The following is a 17,061-nucleotide window of genomic DNA, read 5'->3' on the forward strand; positions in this document are numbered from 1 at the left end:
GCCTGCGCCTAGCGGCCGCGCTGCGCCCGCGGGCCGCGGCTAGCGCCGCCAGCGCCAGCGCGAGCGCGCCTAGCGCAGCGGCAGCGCCGGCTGCGCCGGGGAAAGCGCCGCCGCTAAGCGAGGCGGCGCCAAGGGCAACGGCGGCGCCTCCCGCCAGCGCCGCGCCAATCCATAGCGGGCCGGCTGAGCCTTGGCCCGCTTCCTCCCGGGCGGCTGGTGCCTGCAGCCGCTCCAGTTCCCACTCGCGCAGCGCGGCGTCGCAGCTGTTCCATGCTGCGCGCATAGCGTCGCTCGTCTGAGGCAGGAACGCGGCGCTGCCCAGTACGCTGCGCCCGCCTGCCGCTACTTCCGCGCGCGCAAGCTCGGCTTCCGCCTCGGCAAGCTGCTGCGCGGCCTCCCTCTCCTGCTGGATAACACCCTGCAGATCAGCGTTGAGCCTTTCCGAGCTTCGTCCGGCTTCCGCCTCAAGCTGTCTCTGCCCGCGTACATATTCCCGGTCGGCTACGGTTAACTGCAGGTTCAGCAGCTCTTGCTCTCCCCAATTCGGGGCAATGCGGCCCAGCAGCCGGGTTAAAGCTTCTGCGTCCGATTGCAGCTCGGCCGCGAGCGTAATTCTTTCCTCTCTCAAAAGCTGCATCCGTTCGCTCTCGAGCAGCAAAGCTTCGGCTTCCTCTTTTCGAGCCAGCAGCTCTATGTCTACCTGAATGGACTGGCGCTTATGCGCGACCAGCTGCTGCTCTTGCTCTACTTGTTCTTGCTCTTGCGCACGGCTTCTCTGCTCCTTCCGCAGCTCATTCCAGCTATGCTCCGCTTCCGCCGTAATCCGCTGGGCATCCGCAATCCCTTCCCGCTCTCGGCCAAGCTCAAGCTGCCTGAGCCATAACGGTCTTATCGCTTGGGCTTTTCCTGCCAGCTGAAGAGCAGACTGCCGATGCGGCTGCTCCTCCTCAAGCCGTTCCAGTTCCCTGTCAAGCCGTTCCAGCTCTTGCTGGAGCCCATTGTATGCCTGAATCGCATCAACCTGCTCCCGAAGCTCTTGCTCGGTTTTTTCCAGCGTCTTCAACTGCTTGTTAATCTGTTGGTTAGCCCCGCGCGGCTTGAACAGCTGCTCCATTTCAAGCTGCAGCTTTTTCTCGGCCGCCGCAATAGCCTTGCCATTCTCCCATCCGGCATGGTACAAATACCGGCCTAGCTCCTCATGCGATAACGCCCCAACCTGCTGCAGCTCCGTTAAGGTGATGGCATACAGCTCGCGGAACAGCTGTTCGCTGGTTCCGCCAAGAAACCGCTGCTCCCATTCCTCCTGGGTTGGCCAGCTCTCCTCATCGGATGAAAGATCATGCTCCTCTTGGCTGATCCGCCTAAGCTTGAGGCGGCCTCCGTTCACATGCGCATAGCGCTCCGCTATGAAGGTATAGCCTTCCGTATCCTGGAATACCAGCTGTCCTCCGTGGTTGCCCCCATTAACGGGTTCTTGCCGTTCGGCCGGCTGATTCCGCCTTGCAAAACCGAATAAAATCGTCCGGATAAATCCGAACAGCGTACTCTTTCCGGCCTCGTTCATGCCGAATAAAACAACGGAAGGACCGTCCAGCCTGCAGCGTAATCCTTGCAGCTGGCCAAAGCCGTCGACCCGGACTTCCAGCAGCTTCATTCGTCCTTCCTCCCTTCCGCGGCTAGCAATCCAAGCACATGCTCCCTAGCTTGCTCCAGCCATTGCTCGGGCAGCTCGTCCCAGTGCCCGCGGAGAAGTCTTCCCAGCTTGGCATGACCGGAGAGCGGCGCCACGGCGGCTGCCGCTTCTTGTCTCCAAGCGTCCGAATCCTGCTCCAACCGCTGCGTCAGCCTGTATAGCTCGCCGGCAAAGCTGTTCTCGTCCTCAAGCTCCGTCAAACGCAGCCCCGCTCGCGTATGGACCTCAAGCGCATAGATCCATGCATGCGGCGAGCCTAACTGCAGCTGCTCCAACAAGGTCCGCACGGTAATCGTCTCCGATAGCTTAGGATGCAGCGGACCTTGCCCTTCCAGCGTTAGTCGAACCATAGCGGTCCGTCCGTCACCCCGGGCGGCAAGCTGCTCCGCTTGTTCTTCCAAGCGCTGCAGCAGCTCCTGCTCCGTATGCAGATCGTTAATCGACAGTCCCGCGTCCAGCCAGCGAATATCATCTAGCGGAATAAAGGTCAGCTCAACCGCCCGTGAAGTTGAAACCTCTACCAGGTAACAGCCCTTCGGTCCGGTCTCCCGCGGATTGCGGCCTTGTATATTGCCTGAATACACGACATGCGGATATTCATGCAGGACTTTCCTTGTATGTATATGGCCAAGCGCCCAATAATCAAAGCCTTTGCCGGTTAGCTCCTCCAGCGAGCACGGCGCGTAAGGATCATGGGATGGATCTCCGTTTACGTTGCCGTGAAGCATAGCGATATGAAACGGCGCCCCTTCAACCGGCGAATAACGGGCAGCCAAATTTTCCGTTACATGCCGTTTCCCGTAGGACATCCCGTAAACAAAAGCAGCCAGCTCACCGTTTCTGCAGTAAGCCGGCCGATATTCCATGCCATTTGCGCCAAATTGCGTCACATTGGACGGCAGCTTCAGCTCCGCCCTTGCGCCGTTCAGCGGATCATGATTGCCGTGTATGACAAAAACGGATATTCCGTAATGCTGCAGCCGCTCCCACTCTTTTAATAGAAGAAACTGCGCTTTCAGCGAGCGGTCCGCCTCATCATACAAGTCGCCGGAGATGACGATAAAATCAACCTGCTCCCGAATGGCCGTATCCGTTAACCGCCGCAATGCGCCGAAGGTCGAAGCTTGAAGCTTCTCCTTCAGCGCATCCGGCACCTTGCTCATGCCGCGGAAAGGGCTATCCAGATGCAGGTCTGCCGCGTGTATAAATCGAAAAGGAACCGTCACGATTATTCCTCCGGTTTCAACGATAAGTAAACTTTCTTCATCTGCGAGATTACCCGCTGAAGCGAATAGACCTTTTTCGCCTTGTCCCAGCCTGTACGCGCCAGATTGTACCTGTAGGTCGGATCCGTTACCAGCTTCTCAAGCGCATCCGCAAGGGCAGGCGCATCTTCCGGCGGTACGAGCAGGCCGTTTACGCCGTCTTCGATCTGCTCGGCGATACCGCCGACATTGGTTCCGACCAAGGCAAGCCAGCATAAGGCCGCCTCGGCAAACACGGAGCCGAAAGCTTCCGCGCGCGACGGCAGAACAAAGACGTCGAAGAACGGCATGAATTCTTCCGGATGAAGCATGTAGCCGTAAAAGATAATATCGTCGTATAAATCCAACTCGACCGCCAGCTGCTCCAGCTCTTCCCGAATCGGACCGTCCCCGATAATATGCAGGACAAACGGATGACCGCGATGCTTCAATTCCGCGCAGGCGTGCAGCAGAATATCCAGACCTTTCGCAGGTACAAGGCGGCATACCGTGATGAACTGCGGAACGGCATTCTCGTGGGCAATCGGCTTAAACCGCTTTTCGTCGAAGCCGTTAGGAATAACCTTAATAGCGGAAGAATCCTTCATATAAGGAGATAGATAAGTCCGGAAAGAATCCGATACCGTCAGCAGACGGTCCAGCTTGGCTTCCAACTCGCCGTAGATGGAAGTCAGGAAGCGGTGCGCAATGCTGTTTTCCTCGATTTTACCGTTCAGGACAAGCTCCCGTTCGAAGGAGGAGTGAATCGTCATCATGACCGGCGTATCCGGGAACAGCTGCTTCATGACAAGCGCCGCAATCGGGTGATGCGCATGAATGATATCATAGGAACGCTTCAACCGCAGTCGCGTCCACCAAATGTAGTCCCGCATCGTCTGCAAGTATTTATCTACGATAGGATCACCGAGAAACGGCGTCACATCGAAGGTTTCAAACACGATTTCCTCTTGTCCTTTTCCTCTTACCCGCTTCGGAAGCGAGAATAATTCCATTTGCCAGCCTAGTTTCAAAAAACGCTCTTGAATATAGGGCACCATGGAGGACACGCCGCCCGGTTGTTCCGGCGGAAAAAACAAAGCCTGCAGTATATTCAATGTCCTTCCTCCTAAAAAAAATTATCACACAATAGCATGTTTACCTGCTATTGTGATGATTTTTACTTCGTAAGGATAAATTGTGAAGCAATTCTTAGCTTCGTAAGCATCCGCTTAAAAATTGTCGCACAATAGCATGGTTTACCTGCTATTGTGATGATTTTTACTTCGCAAGCCTCCGTATTTCTTTCGTGGAAGCAGCTGTACGTCTTTACATTTACCCTGTCAAAATCCGATATCTTAATTATTAGATAGAGTGCTTTATTAACAGAATCGTTCTTGGGTCATGCTTTTACCATCACGTAAATCATGATATATTAGAACATATGTTTCTGTAAAGCAACACTCCATAGGATATGGTGATACTACATTATGACAATCTTAACCTGGCTAACCGGGCCTAATGGCCAACTTATCTCTTCCGCTTGTGTCATTATCATCCTTATATTGATGCTCTTCATGTCAACCCGGTTGTATACCAGCTACCGGAACAAACGCATCTACCGGTATCTTACCCTGACGATCCCGCTGTTTATGGTTCAGAACACCATACTTGCCATGCTTGCTTATCCCGGGCAGAAGCTTCCGCCATGGCTGCATATCGTTTCAATGATTTTGCAGATCGTCTCTTTTATCATTATAAACTTTGTATACATGAAATTATATACTCATCGCGGCGCGCAAATAAAAGTTATGCCTTTTGTTCTGCTGATCGTCTTAACCTTTGTTATTGCCGCGGTGCAGTCCGTGTTTATGGATCCTTCGGATGACGCTTTGCTGCCGGGAGGGCAATACCGTCTCCTTGGACTCGATTTCTATTCTTTGATCGTAACCTTCATGATCCTTCTTGGCAGCAAAGGCGCCGAGATGAACGGCAAATTTTCGGCGAGCCTTATTACTTATTTTATTCTCGATCTGTCTAGAATTGCTGACGGCTACGTCTTTCACGGTTCCGTGGATTGGCTGGTACTGCTCGGTTATTTCCTTCCGATCGTCTACTTCATGCAGCTGTTCCTTCTGCTGTTCGAGTGGGTCATTGAACGTCTGATGATGACTTATCAATCTTCGATTACGGATGGCTTGACGGGCCTGTACAACCGGAGGCACTTCACATCCAAGGCCGAACAGATTATGCGGAGACAAAAAGGTCTCGCCGTCATTTTCTGCGACATCGACAACTTCAAGAAGCTAAATGATACGCAAGGCCATCATAAGGCCGACGGCGTTCTGAAGCAGGTCGCGGAGATTATGAAGGAAGAATCGGCGGGCATTGGCGCTGCAGGCCGGTACGGAGGCGAGGAGCTGCTTGCCTGCATCTCGACCGACCGGGTAAAGCCGGACCGTGTCGCCGAGTCGATCCGCAGCCGCGTGGAAAAGGAAACCATCGTTACGGTGAGCGTTGGCGTCAGCACCACCAAAGACGGCAAGGATGTCATCCAGCTTATCAAGCTGGCGGACGAAGCCATGTACCATTCCAAAACAACCGGCAAGAACAAGGTTTCCTTATTCAGCTCTCTGCCGTCCAGCAAGAAGAAGGCATTATCTACCTAAAATAAACAGGGTCTGGTCTCGGATGGCAGCATGCCACTAAGGCCAGACCCTGTTTTAATTTTTAGCGGACCAATCCCGCAAGCAGCTGCCCCAAATCTTCCACCGTAGCTGCCAAATACGTCGGCTCAGCCAGCTTCAGCTCTTCTTCGCTGCCGTAACCGTAGCCAACGCCAACCGAGTCCAGGCCATGGCGCTTCGCCCCGATAATATCATGCTTGCGGTCGCCAATCATAATAGCATCTTCCGCGGATAGACCGCAGGAGAGCAGCACATGCTCGATCACTTCGCCTTTATCGACGCGGGTATTATCCAGGTTGCTGCCGCCGATAAACTCGAAAAATTCGCTTATCTCGAAGTAAGCAATGATTTTTTTCGCGAAAAAGGTAGGCTTGGAAGTTGCCACATATAAGGAAGCTCCCTGCTCCTTCAAGGCAGCTAACACTTCTTTAATGCCTTCGTACCGCTTGTTCTCGTACATGCCCCGTTCCGCGAAGTACTCCCGGTAGTATTTGATCGCCTCCGTGCACATCTCGTCCGTAAAGCCGTAAAACTCCTTAAACGAGCCGGCAAGCGGCGGTCCGATAAAGGGATCAAGCACGTCCGGATTATCGATTTGAATGCCGAATTTGCTTAGAGAATATTGAATAGCGCTTGTAATGCCCAGCTTGGGATCCGTTAACGTCCCGTCCAGGTCGAATAAAATCGACGAATACGTCTTTGTCATAGAAGAGTCAGCACCTCGGATAGTTGTTTGATTTCGAATTTCGGCTTAACAGGCGTCGCATTCGGCTTGTTATGCGGATTGTACCAGCAAGTATCAATGCCGCTGTTCAGCCCGCCTTGAATATCGGAGGTCAGCGAGTCTCCAACGATAAGCACTCTCGCCGGATCGGTAATGCCAAGCTTGTTAAACGCGTAATCGAAGATGCCGATATGAGGCTTTTGATAACCCGTATCTTCCGACACGATAATATGCTCGAAATAGTGATCCACGCCAGCCTTGGAAAAACGCGACAGCTGCACTTCCCGGATTCCGTTCGTAATAATCGCCAGTCTTACTTTCGAACGGAGCTCTTCCACAAGCTCCACAGCTCCGTCGATCAGGTACGCACCTGCCCCAAGGTAACCGAGATAACGGTTGCTGAATTCCTCGGCTCCAATCGTAAGGCCCGTTCCGGCGAATAGCCGGCTGAACCGTTCTACGCGGAGCTCGGCCAGCGAGATCGCCCCTTTTTCGAAATCATTCCACAGCTCCTGATTGATGGTCCGGTAAAGGGCTACATAGTCGGTATCCGGCGATTGAACCCCAAATTCTTCGAACACGCTTGTCAGGGCGAAGTCCTCCGCTTTCTTGTAGTCGAATAGCGTATCGTCAGCATCGAATAATATCACGTCGTAATTCATTGCAGTCAAACTCTCCTTGTTCTTCAATAGTCTTAAACTTCCAATGTTCCTTGCAAAATCATCTTCGCTTGGCCGGCCAACTGAACGCGGCTGCCGCTCACGGCCACCTTCACGATGCCGCCGCGCTTCGAAGCCTGATAACCCGTCAGCTCCTGTTTGCGGAGCCTCCTGGTCCAATGCGGCGCAAGCGCGCAATGGGCTAAGCCCGTAACCGAATCCTCCACTATACCCGCATTCGGGAAAAAGACGCGCGCTACATAATCATAAGGCGCACCGGCTGCTGCCTTGGCCGTTACAATGATTCCTCTTCCGCCTGCCGCGGCAAGCTGCTGCTGATCCGGCCTTAGACTGCGCACGGTTTGTTCGCTATCCACCTCAACGACATAATCCTGGCGGTTTTTGGCCGTATAACGCGGAATTAACCCCAGACCTTGGATAAGAGCTTCCGGCGCATTCACCGGCTTTGGTATCTCTTCCGGATAGTCCATCGTCATCCAGCCGTCAAAGGTATCGTAAGTCACGGTCAGTACCCCGCTCTTCGTTACAAACCTGGCCGTCTGATCGAAACCCAGCCTCCCCGTATGCCACAGCATATAAGCGGCTGCCAGCGTGGCATGCCCGCCAAGGTCAACTTCCGTCTCCGGAGTAAACCAACGAAGGTCATAGCCGTCAGCAATCGGAACCAGAAAGGCCGTCTCGGGCAGGTTCATTTCCGCCGCCACCTGCTGCATCCACCGTTCATCCTCCGGCTTCTCGCATAGGCACGCCGCTGCCGGATTCCCTCGGAATGGCTCGCTTGTAAAAGCATCCACCACATAAATCGGTTTCATCTTCCGCCCTCCCTGTTATCCTTATTATAAACGACAACCGCAAACGACTGCATCCTTCCTTGGGAGAAGCGGCAGCAGATATGAAAAAACCTCTATCGCCGCGTCTCGAAGAGGAGCAGCCGCGAATAGAGGCAGGTTGTAATCTAATTATTCATCCTTTAGCGGAATTAGAAGCTCGACTTCTTCCTCTTCCCATTGGCGTTCGTTAATGTAAAATACTTCAATCGCAAGCGCGCTGTCGTGTTTGTTCAGCTTCCGTTCGTTCATCCAGGCAAACAGCTGCTCATAGGCTTCGCCAATCCGTTTGTTAGAGGTTGCTACCATGGCATAACGGTGTTCCGGAATCGTGAACTGGACCATGCCCTTCGGAAGCTCCTCCATATGATTCACCTCATAACAGGCCCAATAAGAAGCAAATACTTCATTGCCGAAATACGGGCTGTACAGAACAGGTGATTTGGATACGGTATTTAATTCATGCTTGCGGGATAAAAACTCGCTCTGCAGCCGGATCGCTTCATCCGGGAATGCGGAATAAGGACCGCAATAGCTGATGCCGGCCAAATGAATAGCAGGCTTCGTAATGATAGAGCAGTTGTCCAAGCGAACTCCCCCTAAATAATTGTAGGTCTACGCTGGGATGAGCATTTATTTCGCCATTAGTGTATCACGAATTACCATTTTCAGGATAGTATTTTAATTGTTTTTTCCGAACATGCGCAAACAAAAAAAGCCGGCTTCGGAAGCCGGCTGTAAATGCTCTTACATATTGAAGACAAAGTCTTCGTCGCGCAATTGCTCGATATGAACGGTACGCACATAACCGTTGCCTTTTTTCGAGAAGAAGTCATGCTGCTTCGTATGCGTGCTGATGCCGTTGAACACGATCGGGTTGACCGGCTCCTCCGGGAAGTACGGTTCAAAGCCCAGGTTCATCAAAGCTTTGTTTGCGTTGTAACGGACGTAAGTTTTAACGTCCTCCTGCAGGCCAATCGGGCTGTACAGGTTATCCGTGTACACCACTTCGTTCTCATACAGCGTGTTCAGAAGGGCGAACACTTCTTCTTTCAGCTGAGCTTGCTCTTCCGGCGTGAATTCGTTAAACAGCTCTTGCGCCAGAACGCCAACATACAAGCCGTGGATGCTTTCATCGCGGAGGATCAAGTCGATAATCTCGCCGCTGCTTGTCATCTTGCCTTGGCCAGCCAGGTAAAGCGGGTAGAAGAAGCCGCTGTAGAACAGGTAGCTCTCCAGGAATACAGAAGCGGCCATCGCTTTGTACAGCTGCTGCTTCGTCTCAATGCCTTGGTACCAGGAAGAGATCAGGGTTGCTTTCTTCTGCAGCTGCTCGTTAGTCTCTACCCACTGGAAGATGGCGTCGATTTCTTCCGTCGAAGCCAGCGTGGTGAAGATGCTGGAATACGACTTCGCATGGATCTGCTCCATCATGGACATAAAAGCGAGTACCGCTTTGCGCTGCAGGCCGTCCACATGCTCGAGAATTTTCGGCATGCCTACGCCGCCTTGAATCGTATCGAGAAGCGTCAGTCCGCCCAGTACGTTTTTGTATACGGTGCGCTCGGTGTCGCTCATTTCCATCCAGTCCATTTTATCGTCGGAAAGTGGAATTTCTTCGTCTGTCCAGAATTGCATCACGTTCTGCTGCCAGAAGGTAAGCGTAAAATCGTCATCCGGACGGTTCCAGTTTACTGCTTTCATCAATCCTGCTCCTTTGGTTAAAGGCTGCTTTCCGATTCTCCTCTTCCGGCAGCCTTGTCATTAGTTCGAATTATACGGCGCAGCTTGTGCATTCCTCGACGGAAAGACGCTTCGTTCTCGTATAGTAGAGCGATTTGAGCCCCTTCTGAGCGGCATAGATGTAGAAGCGCGCCAGTTCGCGGGTTGTTACGTTGCTGTTCACGTGAAGGACGGTCGAAATGCCTTGGTCCACGTGCTGCTGAATTTCCCAAATCAGGTCAATCAGCTTGAATTGATCGATATTGTAAGCCGATTTGTAGTAGAAGTAGTTATCTTGAGCCAGGTAAGGCATCGGATAATACGTCGTCGAGTTCGCGTAAGTACGAGTCTCGATATGCTCTACGATCGGCATAACGCTCGAAGTCGAGTTTTGGATGTACGAGATGCTTTGCGTTGGCGCGATAGCCAGGCGGTAAGCATGGTACAGACCGTATTTTTGCACTTTCTCTTTCAGTTCAGCCCAGTCCTGCGGAGACGGGATTTCCATGCCTTCGAACAGTTCTTTTACTTTATCCGATGCCGGACGGAAGTCCGTTTCGATATAACGGGTGAAATAAGTGCCTTTCGCGTATTCGGAACGGTCGAAATCCTTGAAGCTTGCGCCGCGTTCTTTGGCGATTTCCATACTCTTCTCGATCGAATAGTAGTTCATCATCATAAAGAATGCGCTCGCGAACTCTTTCGCTTCGTCGCTTTCGTAAGCAATCTTGTTCTTCGCGAAGAAGCCGTTCAGGTTCATTGCGCCAAGGCCAACGGAGTGAAGCTCTTCGTTTGCTTTACGCACGCCCGGAGCGTTGTCGATCTCGGATACGTCGCTAACCGTCGTCAAAGCTTCGATGCCGACATGGACGGATTCTTTGATTTTCTTGCGTTCCATGACGTTAACGATGTTCAGCGATGCCAGGTTGCAGCTGATATCGCGGCGGATGACATCATCCATGCCGTAGTCGTTGATCGTCGAAGTCTCTTGCACTTGGAAAATTTCGGTACAGAGATTGGACATCTTGACTTGACCGATATCCTTCAAGGCGTGAACTCGGTTAGCGTTCGATTTGTTCATGATGTAAGGATAGCCGGATTCCAGCTGGATCGAAGCGATCTTTGTCATCATGTCGCGGGCGTTCATGACCGCTTTTTTCACGACTTTATCGTTAGCGAGAAGCTCTTCGTACATAACGTCCATATCCATGTCGTCGAGATGCTTGTCGTATGCTTTATGAACGGAATGAGGACCAAAGACGTACAGCGTTTCGTTCTTTGCAGCCAGCTCATAAAATTTATTAGGTATAATCAAGCCGATCGACAATGTTTTGATGCGCGTTTTCTCGTCGGCGTTAATTTTCTTACAATCAAGGAATTCGATGATATCCCAGCCGAAAATGTTGTAGTAACCTGCGCCGGAGCCTTTGCGCTGACCCATTTGGTCCGCGTAGGAGAAGGCGTCCTCCATCAGCTTCAGCACCGGCATGACGCCTTTTGCGGCGCCTTCCACGCCTTTGATGGCCTCGCCGCGTCCGCGCAGCTTGGACAGGTTAACCGCTACGCCGCCGCCGATCTTCGACAGCTGCATGCATGTGCCAAGAACGTAGTTGATAGAGTTCAAGGAATCGTCCATCTCAAGCAGGAAGCAGGATACCATTTCGCCGCGGCGGCTCTTGCCGGCGTTCAGGAACGTTGGAGTAGCCGGCTGCAGGCGCTGCTCGATCATCGCTTCCGCGATGCGGAGCGCTTTGGCGCCGTCGCCTTCGCCGAGGTTCAGGGCAACGATCGCTACGCGGTCCGGATACTGCTCCAGGTACTTCGATTTATCGTTAGTCTTCATGGCGTAGTCTTTGTAGAATTTCGAGATCGCCATATACGATTCGAATTGGAAGCCGCTGCTCTCGGTCAGCGTGAACACCGCTTCGATCTCCTCATATGTATATTTCTCGTATACATTCTCGTAAAAATCGTTCTCGATGAGGTAGTCCAGCTTCTCGCGGAGGGAACCGAATTTCACGCTTTTCGCGTCCACTTCCTCCATAAATGCGGCTACCGCCTCTTTATCTTTATCCAATTGATAGAAGCCGTCCGCTCCTCGTTGCATCAATTCGTTGTTCAGCTCGATGTGTTTCAATATTTCGCACCCTTTCGACAAAGTATTCCATATCTTGATTCGTACCGGATAATTCAAACTTCGATATGACCGGCACGTCGAACAGGCTAGAGATCGTATCCGCGCTCTTCGCGAAGCCGTCTCCCCAATTCCGATTGCCGCTTGCGGATACCCCTTGAAGATAATTACTGTTTCGGTTCAAGAAATTCATGACGCGCTCCGGTACCTGACCAAATCCCGTCGTGTAGGTAACCAGCACGTAAGGCTCGTCCACTATATCAAGCTCGCCAATGGGCACCGCTCTCATATTCAATTTATTGATAAAGCGTTTCACATTGCCTGTTCTTGAATCGTAGACTACCAGCATGTTTCTCTCTCCTTAAAAGAATTGCAGGGCAATTCTTGCTTCGTAAGCATCGATCTAGCAACGTCTATCACTGAAATTTCAGCAATATAAAAGCGCTTCTGACAGCAAAGATGTCAAATGCGCTAGTTGACAAAATCGTTGAAATCTGACTACACAACTCAATATGTAGTTGATGAATTTGATTCTACATCAAGATATAGGTCTCGTCAATGCAAATTATGGAGAAATTATTTATTTGGCCTTTTTCGACACTCGACTATTTTAACAGATGAAGATATGATGGGATAGTGACATTTTATTGCTAATATGGAGGTACAAATGGACAAGCAAATAACGCCGGAGCAGCTGCGCGAAGCGGTGCTCCAGTTGTTCCGGGATGCCGGATATACCGTACCCGAACTGCTGCCTTACATAGATGGTTTGAATCAGGAGAATGATCGTCTGAAGCAGGAATTAAAGCGATTGAGGCTGGCGGCCGCCCGCGGACCGGCTTCCTCGGATTCTATGAACAGCAGATTGAAAGACGCTTTAAGGGAGTAATTAATAGATCGGAATTTGGACGGCAAAGATGAATAGCAAAATCTATATCTAGTGTTCGCCGGTTAAAAATTATGTCGAATACCCCTGTTGCATCCTCGACTTATTCTGATAAAATAATACAACCATTGAAGTAAAGGTAAGGGATAAGTCATGGATAGAGGGTTCATAACGGTCATTATCGGACCGATGTTTTCGGAGAAGTCGGGGGAGCTCATCCGGCGCTGCCAGAAGCTGATGAAATACGGCCGCAAGCAGGTCATGGCTTATAAGCCGGCAGAGGATGACCGGTTCAGCAACGAAGAGATCGTCAGCCGGATCGGCTACCGCCTTCCCGCAACAAGCGTGCCGCGCGCGCTCCCGGCATCATCGGTGGAGCAAATCCTGCTCGAGTCGAAGGATGCGGACGTCGTGGCGTTTGATGAAGCGTCCTTCTTCGGGAAGCCTATCATCGCTCTGGTAGAGGAGCTGGCTTACCAAGGGAAGCATATTATCGTGGACGGTCTGAATATGGACTACCGGGGCAAAGAATTCGGCTACATCGGCGGCCTGCTGGCGATTGCCGACGAAATCGTAAAGCTGACTTCGTTCTGCGCCGTTTGCGGCGATGCCAACGCGACCTTCACGCAGCGTATCGTCAACGGCAAACCGGCCAAGCTTGGACCGGTCTTCCTCATCGGCGATACGGAGAGCTACGAGCCCCGCTGCCGCTCCTGCTTCGTCCCTCCGCACAAAGTGACGGACGACACTGCGGAAGAGCTTACAGACACGATTACGGCGTCTCAAGCGTAAACAGCCTGAGCTACCTTCAGAAAGAAGCTGCTCACGTTGCGCGGATGAAAAATAACAGGGTTGTCTCCCGTCACTCGAAGTGACGGAAGACAACCCTGTTTGCTTTCAATTGACCAGCCTCATCATTTCACTGCCGCAAAAAACAACCGCTCCGAACGGTCACCAGCCGGCTCGAGTTCAAAGTCCGCATAGCAGTCAACCGTACGGAAGCCCGCACGCTTCAAGGCTGCTTCCATCCAGCCGCGGCCATACGCCCGTTGTTCGTGCATTTCTTCGAAACGCTCGAACTTCCCGCTCTTCTCCTCGGCGAATATGGTCAGATGATGCTCGATCTGAAGCCGGGACTCGTCGAGCTCGCAAGTCCATATATAAGCGACTTCGTCCTCGTCCAGCACAAAAGGCTGCTCCTCCGCGTAACGAAGGAACACCTTCGGATCATGGACGTCGAACAAGAACAGCCCGCCCTCGCGCAAATTATCGTAAGCCGCCTTAAAGGCGGCCTCCACGTCTTCTTCCTCGGTCAGATAGTTCACGCAGTCGCAGAACGATATCACCGTATCGACGGGCTCCGCAAGCGTCCAGTCCCGCATATCCTGCTCCAGCCAGGTCACATTCCCCCGGGCGCGGGCCAATTGCGAGGCAGCTTCATCCCATTTGCTGCGCGCAACGGTCAGCATATCGGCAGACAGGTCGATGCCGTATACCTCCAGCCCGGATAAGGCCAAAGGAATCGCAATGCTGCCCGTCCCGCAGCCGAGATCCGCAACCGTCTTAGGCATGCCGTAACGCTCCCAGCTGTCATGGGCGAATTGCAGCCAGTCTTCGTAAGGCATGTCCTGCATCAGCCGGTCGTAGACCGATGCGAATTGACCGTATGCATCCATGCCGTTATTCCTCCGACGGCTTGGCGGATGCAGCGGCATCCGAACCGGCATTGTCCGCTTTGGCCGGATCCGCCAGGTAAGTCCAGCTTCCTTTTTGCGTAATCAGACCATCCCTCATCAGCTTCCCTAAAGCGCGCTTGAAAGCCGATTTGCTGATGCCGAAGCGCTGTTTGACCGTGTCCGCAGGCGTTTCGTCGGAATAAGGCATGCCGCCGCCCGGGCGCTCCTTCAGGAACGCCAGAATGCGGTCCGCATCCTCCAGCCGCCCTTCCTGCTTCAGCTTCGCCATCGACAGATTTACGCGTCCGTCTTCTCGGATGAACGTTACCCGCGCGGATACCCGCTCGCCAAGGCGAAGCGGACGGACGCGCTCGGGTGCCGGAATCAGTCCGTATACGCCAAATCCAACCACGCCGCCGTCAACAAGCACAAACGAGCCCATCTGCAGCGATTTGGTGACCCAGCCTTCCACCCACTGGTTGCGCCAAGACTGCGGAGCCTCGAATACGAGCGGTCCAAGCTCGTCCTCGCCAGCCGTTCTGGCGAGCAATCGTCCGGCTTTGTCGTGACCAAGCACAACATGGACCTCGTCGCCCGGCAGCGGACGGAACTCCACCTTCTCCGGCAGCTCGGAAATCGGAAGCAGCAGCTGCCGTCCAAGCCCAAAATCCAGGAAACAGCCGAGACGCGGATGCACGTCGGCAACCTTCAGGCGCGCCATCTCTCCAAGCAGAAGCTTTGGACGCTTCATCGTTGCGGCAATCCGGTCCTCGGAATCATAAAAAATGAAGACTTCTACCTCATCGTTCATTTTCGGCTTCTTGCCTACCAGCTCGGTATAGTGCAGAAGCACCTCCGACTCTTCATCGGTCAGGAAATAGCCGTAGGGCGACACTTCGCGTGCCACCCTTAAAGTTACAATCGTGCCGGCTGTCAGACTCATGCGAATTCCACTACCTTCGCATCGGACCACAGGCGTTCGATATTATAATAATCGCGTTCATCGCGATGGAACACATGGACGATCACGTCGCCAAGGTCAATCAGTACCCAGCGCGCCGAATCCATGCCTTCGATGCCTTTTACGCGTACGCCGCGCATTTCAGCCTGCTTGCGGATTTCAGTCGTAATCGCTTGTACCTGCGTATCCGAATTACCGTGGCAGATAACGAAATAATCGGCCACCAGCGAGATTTCTTTCAAGTTTAATGCTACGATGCGATGCGCTTTCTTGTCTTCCGCAGCCGCCACCGTAATTTGCAGCAATTCATCCGAATGTACGGTCATAGCTCAGCCTCCTTGTTTTTGCTGTTCAATTAAGTCATTGCGGGATTCCACCGTAAGGGGATAAATCCGATTTCCTTTCTCGAGCAGGAAAGAAATCGTAGAATCAAAACCCGCGATTAGCGCCTGTTCGAGGCTGGTCTCGCTCAGTTCGCGAATGCGGTCGACCCCGGGAAAGTCCCGTCCGGGTTCCATATAATCGGCCAGACAAACCACTTTGTCCAGCTTGGTCATTCCTACACGCCCGGAAGTGTGATACCGGATGGCATCCAGTACTTCCCGATCCTTTACGCCGTATTCATGCTCGGCTACCCAGTAGCCGACCTCGGCATGCCATAACGCCTTATCATGGTTCAGCAGGCCTTGGTCAAGCTGCTGCTCCCGAATAATCTGCTCCATCTTGGCAATCGGCCAATATTTGGCCACGTCGTGCAGAATGGCCGCAAGCTCCGCTTTTACCGGGTCTTCCCCAAACCGTCCGGCAAGGATAATCGAGGTTTCCATAACCCCTTCCACGTGCTTCCAGCGCTTCTCCGGCATTTGCGATTTGACCGATTCGATCATTTGTTCACGATTCATAAAGCCCTCTCCCCTTTATAAACTGATGAACGGTGTCCGGCACCAGATAAGCAATCGAACGCCCCGCATGCACTCTGCTTCGGATCTCCGTGGACGATATGCCGATCGGCGGCATGTCCGCCATCGTCACGCGCCGACGAAGGAATTCCGGCAGTTCATCCAGCTTCACCGCCGTCCCTTCCCGCTCCAGCCCGATGAAGGTAATCAGCTCCGCCAGTTCTTCTATACGATGCCATTTGGGCAGATCGTTAATCCGGTCCGAACCGATAATATAGGAAAAAGCTTTATCCGGGTACCGCCTCTTCAGTTCCAGCACCGTGTCGATGGAATAACTCATTCCGCCGCGCTCCAGCTCGATATCAAGTACTTTGAAGGCCGGGTTTCCTCCGAGCGCTTCCTGGACCATCTGAAGTCTTAGCTTGCTGCTTGCACCCGGCTCGTTATCCTTAAGCGGCGGCTGATAAGTCGGAATAAACCATACTTCGTCCAGCCCGCAGCCGTCACGGGCTGCTTCGGCCGCAATCAGATGTCCGGTATGAACCGGATCAAACGTTCCGCCCATAATGCCGATTTTGCTCATTAAACGCTACCCATCCTTTTCGGTTACGGCGTTATTTCGCCGCAGCCTTAGGCAGCTCGATCTTGCGGTACTTCTCTTCCGTTGCTTGCTTGTACAGAACGATCGTTTTTCCGATGACCTGTACCAGCTCGGCACCGGCAGCTTCCGCCACTTCCGCGCCGATCTCCCTAGGATCGTCCATGCAGTTGTTCAGTACCGAAATCTTGATCAGTTCCCGTACTTCAATCGCTTCTTCAATGTGACGGACAAGCTGATCGTTCGTGCCGCCTTTGCCTACCTGGAAAATCGGCTGAAGATGATGAGCCAGCGATCTGAGGTGACGTTTTTGTTTGCCTGTTAACATGGTAG

General features: G+C 52.8%; 19 protein-coding genes. 3 read left to right on the plus strand and 16 right to left on the minus strand.

What is annotated here, in order from left to right; all coding sequences use genetic code 11:
- The 3 genes from CFI03_RS29610 to CFI03_RS29620 form a co-directional block, all read right to left on the minus strand.
- The coding region (locus CFI03_RS29610) for an AAA family ATPase (protein WP_248762615.1) at window positions 1-1,654 on the minus strand (1,654 nt) is incomplete at its 3' end.
- Window positions 1,651-2,919, minus strand: coding sequence for a metallophosphoesterase family protein (locus CFI03_RS29615; protein ID WP_248762616.1), 1,269 nt, complete (start codon window positions 2,917-2,919; stop codon window positions 1,651-1,653). The genes CFI03_RS29610 and CFI03_RS29615, both read right to left, overlap by 4 nt.
- Window positions 2,920-2,921: 2 nt before the next feature.
- Window positions 2,922-4,052, minus strand: a complete 1,131-nt coding sequence (locus CFI03_RS29620) for a glycosyltransferase family 4 protein (protein ID WP_127497068.1) — start codon at window positions 4,050-4,052, stop codon at window positions 2,922-2,924.
- A 372-nt stretch (window positions 4,053-4,424) separates the two neighbouring features.
- Here CFI03_RS29620 and CFI03_RS29625 point away from each other — a divergent pair, with 372 nt between their 5' ends.
- Window positions 4,425-5,603: a GGDEF domain-containing protein gene (locus CFI03_RS29625; RefSeq protein ID WP_127497070.1), complete on the plus strand. Its 1,179-nt coding sequence runs from the start codon at window positions 4,425-4,427 to the stop codon at window positions 5,601-5,603.
- Between the two features lie 61 nt (window positions 5,604-5,664).
- On the opposite strand, the gene CFI03_RS29630 is transcribed toward CFI03_RS29625, so the two are convergent.
- From CFI03_RS29630 to nrdI, 7 genes are all read right to left on the minus strand, one after another.
- Window positions 5,665-6,327 carry an HAD family hydrolase gene (locus CFI03_RS29630; protein WP_248762617.1) on the minus strand — a complete coding sequence of 221 codons (663 nt, stop codon included), beginning with the start codon at window positions 6,325-6,327 and terminating at the stop codon, window positions 5,665-5,667.
- Window positions 6,324-7,007 (minus strand): YjjG family noncanonical pyrimidine nucleotidase, encoded by a 684-nt coding sequence (locus CFI03_RS29635; RefSeq protein ID WP_248762618.1) that lies wholly within the window; start codon window positions 7,005-7,007, stop codon window positions 6,324-6,326. Before CFI03_RS29635 ends, CFI03_RS29630 begins: the two co-directional genes overlap by 4 nt.
- A 32-nt stretch (window positions 7,008-7,039) precedes the next feature.
- Window positions 7,040-7,837 (minus strand): PhzF family phenazine biosynthesis protein, encoded by a 798-nt coding sequence (locus tag CFI03_RS29640; protein ID WP_248762619.1) that lies wholly within the window; start codon window positions 7,835-7,837, stop codon window positions 7,040-7,042.
- A 147-nt stretch (window positions 7,838-7,984) separates the two neighbouring features.
- The gene (locus CFI03_RS29645) at window positions 7,985-8,440 is read right to left on the minus strand and encodes a GyrI-like domain-containing protein (protein ID WP_248762620.1); all 456 of its coding nucleotides are present in this window, start codon (window positions 8,438-8,440) and stop codon (window positions 7,985-7,987) included.
- A 159-nt stretch (window positions 8,441-8,599) separates the two neighbouring features.
- Window positions 8,600-9,556: a class 1b ribonucleoside-diphosphate reductase subunit beta gene (nrdF, locus tag CFI03_RS29650; protein ID WP_248762621.1), complete on the minus strand. Its 957-nt coding sequence runs from the start codon at window positions 9,554-9,556 to the stop codon at window positions 8,600-8,602.
- 70 nt (window positions 9,557-9,626) lie between these two features.
- Window positions 9,627-11,711 (minus strand): class 1b ribonucleoside-diphosphate reductase subunit alpha, encoded by a 2,085-nt coding sequence (gene nrdE, locus CFI03_RS29655; protein ID WP_248762622.1) that lies wholly within the window; start codon window positions 11,709-11,711, stop codon window positions 9,627-9,629.
- Window positions 11,644-12,057, minus strand: a complete 414-nt coding sequence (nrdI, locus tag CFI03_RS29660; RefSeq protein WP_127497084.1) for a class Ib ribonucleoside-diphosphate reductase assembly flavoprotein NrdI — start codon at window positions 12,055-12,057, stop codon at window positions 11,644-11,646. Before nrdI ends, nrdE begins: the two co-directional genes overlap by 68 nt.
- A gap of 318 nt (window positions 12,058-12,375) precedes the next feature.
- Between nrdI and CFI03_RS29665 the strand changes: the two genes are divergently transcribed.
- Complete coding sequence (locus tag CFI03_RS29665; RefSeq protein WP_201001600.1) at window positions 12,376-12,597, plus strand: hypothetical protein; 222 nt, start codon at window positions 12,376-12,378, stop codon at window positions 12,595-12,597.
- Between the two features lie 150 nt (window positions 12,598-12,747).
- A complete protein-coding gene (locus CFI03_RS29670) occupies window positions 12,748-13,386 on the plus strand; it encodes a thymidine kinase (protein ID WP_248762623.1) in 639 nt (212 codons plus the stop codon).
- A 122-nt stretch (window positions 13,387-13,508) separates the two neighbouring features.
- Here the strand turns inward: CFI03_RS29670 and CFI03_RS29675 are convergent, their stop codons facing one another.
- From CFI03_RS29675 to yhbY, 6 genes are read right to left on the minus strand one after another with little or no spacing between them, the layout of a single operon-like run.
- Window positions 13,509-14,270 (minus strand): class I SAM-dependent DNA methyltransferase, encoded by a 762-nt coding sequence (locus CFI03_RS29675; RefSeq protein WP_248762624.1) that lies wholly within the window; start codon window positions 14,268-14,270, stop codon window positions 13,509-13,511.
- A 4-nt stretch (window positions 14,271-14,274) separates the two neighbouring features.
- Window positions 14,275-15,213, minus strand: coding sequence for a CvfB family protein (locus CFI03_RS29680; protein ID WP_248762625.1), 939 nt, complete (start codon window positions 15,211-15,213; stop codon window positions 14,275-14,277).
- A complete protein-coding gene (rsfS, locus tag CFI03_RS29685) occupies window positions 15,210-15,557 on the minus strand; it encodes a ribosome silencing factor (RefSeq protein WP_127497094.1) in 348 nt (115 codons plus the stop codon). Before rsfS ends, CFI03_RS29680 begins: the two co-directional genes overlap by 4 nt.
- Window positions 15,558-15,560: 3 nt before the next feature.
- Complete coding sequence (gene yqeK, locus CFI03_RS29690) at window positions 15,561-16,133, minus strand: bis(5'-nucleosyl)-tetraphosphatase (symmetrical) YqeK (protein ID WP_248762626.1); 573 nt, start codon at window positions 16,131-16,133, stop codon at window positions 15,561-15,563.
- Window positions 16,123-16,713 (minus strand): nicotinate-nucleotide adenylyltransferase, encoded by a 591-nt coding sequence (gene nadD / locus CFI03_RS29695; protein ID WP_127497098.1) that lies wholly within the window; start codon window positions 16,711-16,713, stop codon window positions 16,123-16,125. Before nadD ends, yqeK begins: the two co-directional genes overlap by 11 nt.
- Before the next feature lie 31 nt (window positions 16,714-16,744).
- Window positions 16,745-17,056, minus strand: coding sequence for a ribosome assembly RNA-binding protein YhbY (yhbY, locus tag CFI03_RS29700; protein ID WP_015845590.1), 312 nt, complete (start codon window positions 17,054-17,056; stop codon window positions 16,745-16,747).
- Window positions 17,057-17,061: the final 5 nt, after the last annotated feature.

The organism is Paenibacillus sp. ATY16 (assembly GCF_003399985.2).
GTDB classification, from domain to species: domain Bacteria; phylum Bacillota; class Bacilli; order Paenibacillales; family Paenibacillaceae; genus Pristimantibacillus; species Pristimantibacillus glycanilyticus.

Coding starts and splice junctions, on each gene's coding strand:
- CFI03_RS29625 (WP_127497070.1), top strand. CDS start 4,425: ATGACAATCTTAACCTGGCTAACCGGGCCTAATGGCCAACTTATCTCT.
- CFI03_RS29630 (WP_248762617.1), bottom strand. CDS start 6,327: ATGACAAAGACGTATTCGTCGATTTTATTCGACCTGGACGGGACGTTA.
- CFI03_RS29635 (WP_248762618.1), bottom strand. CDS start 7,007: ATGAATTACGACGTGATATTATTCGATGCTGACGATACGCTATTCGAC.
- CFI03_RS29640 (WP_248762619.1), bottom strand. CDS start 7,837: ATGAAACCGATTTATGTGGTGGATGCTTTTACAAGCGAGCCATTCCGA.
- nrdF (WP_248762621.1), bottom strand. CDS start 9,556: ATGAAAGCAGTAAACTGGAACCGTCCGGATGACGATTTTACGCTTACC.
- nrdI (WP_127497084.1), bottom strand. CDS start 12,057: ATGCTGGTAGTCTACGATTCAAGAACAGGCAATGTGAAACGCTTTATC.
- CFI03_RS29665 (WP_201001600.1), top strand. CDS start 12,376: ATGGACAAGCAAATAACGCCGGAGCAGCTGCGCGAAGCGGTGCTCCAG.
- CFI03_RS29670 (WP_248762623.1), top strand. CDS start 12,748: ATGGATAGAGGGTTCATAACGGTCATTATCGGACCGATGTTTTCGGAG.
- CFI03_RS29675 (WP_248762624.1), bottom strand. CDS start 14,270: ATGGATGCATACGGTCAATTCGCATCGGTCTACGACCGGCTGATGCAG.
- CFI03_RS29680 (WP_248762625.1), bottom strand. CDS start 15,213: ATGAGTCTGACAGCCGGCACGATTGTAACTTTAAGGGTGGCACGCGAA.
- rsfS (WP_127497094.1), bottom strand. CDS start 15,557: ATGACCGTACATTCGGATGAATTGCTGCAAATTACGGTGGCGGCTGCG.
- yqeK (WP_248762626.1), bottom strand. CDS start 16,133: ATGAATCGTGAACAAATGATCGAATCGGTCAAATCGCAAATGCCGGAG.
- nadD (WP_127497098.1), bottom strand. CDS start 16,713: ATGAGCAAAATCGGCATTATGGGCGGAACGTTTGATCCGGTTCATACC.
- yhbY (WP_015845590.1), bottom strand. CDS start 17,056: ATGTTAACAGGCAAACAAAAACGTCACCTCAGATCGCTGGCTCATCAT.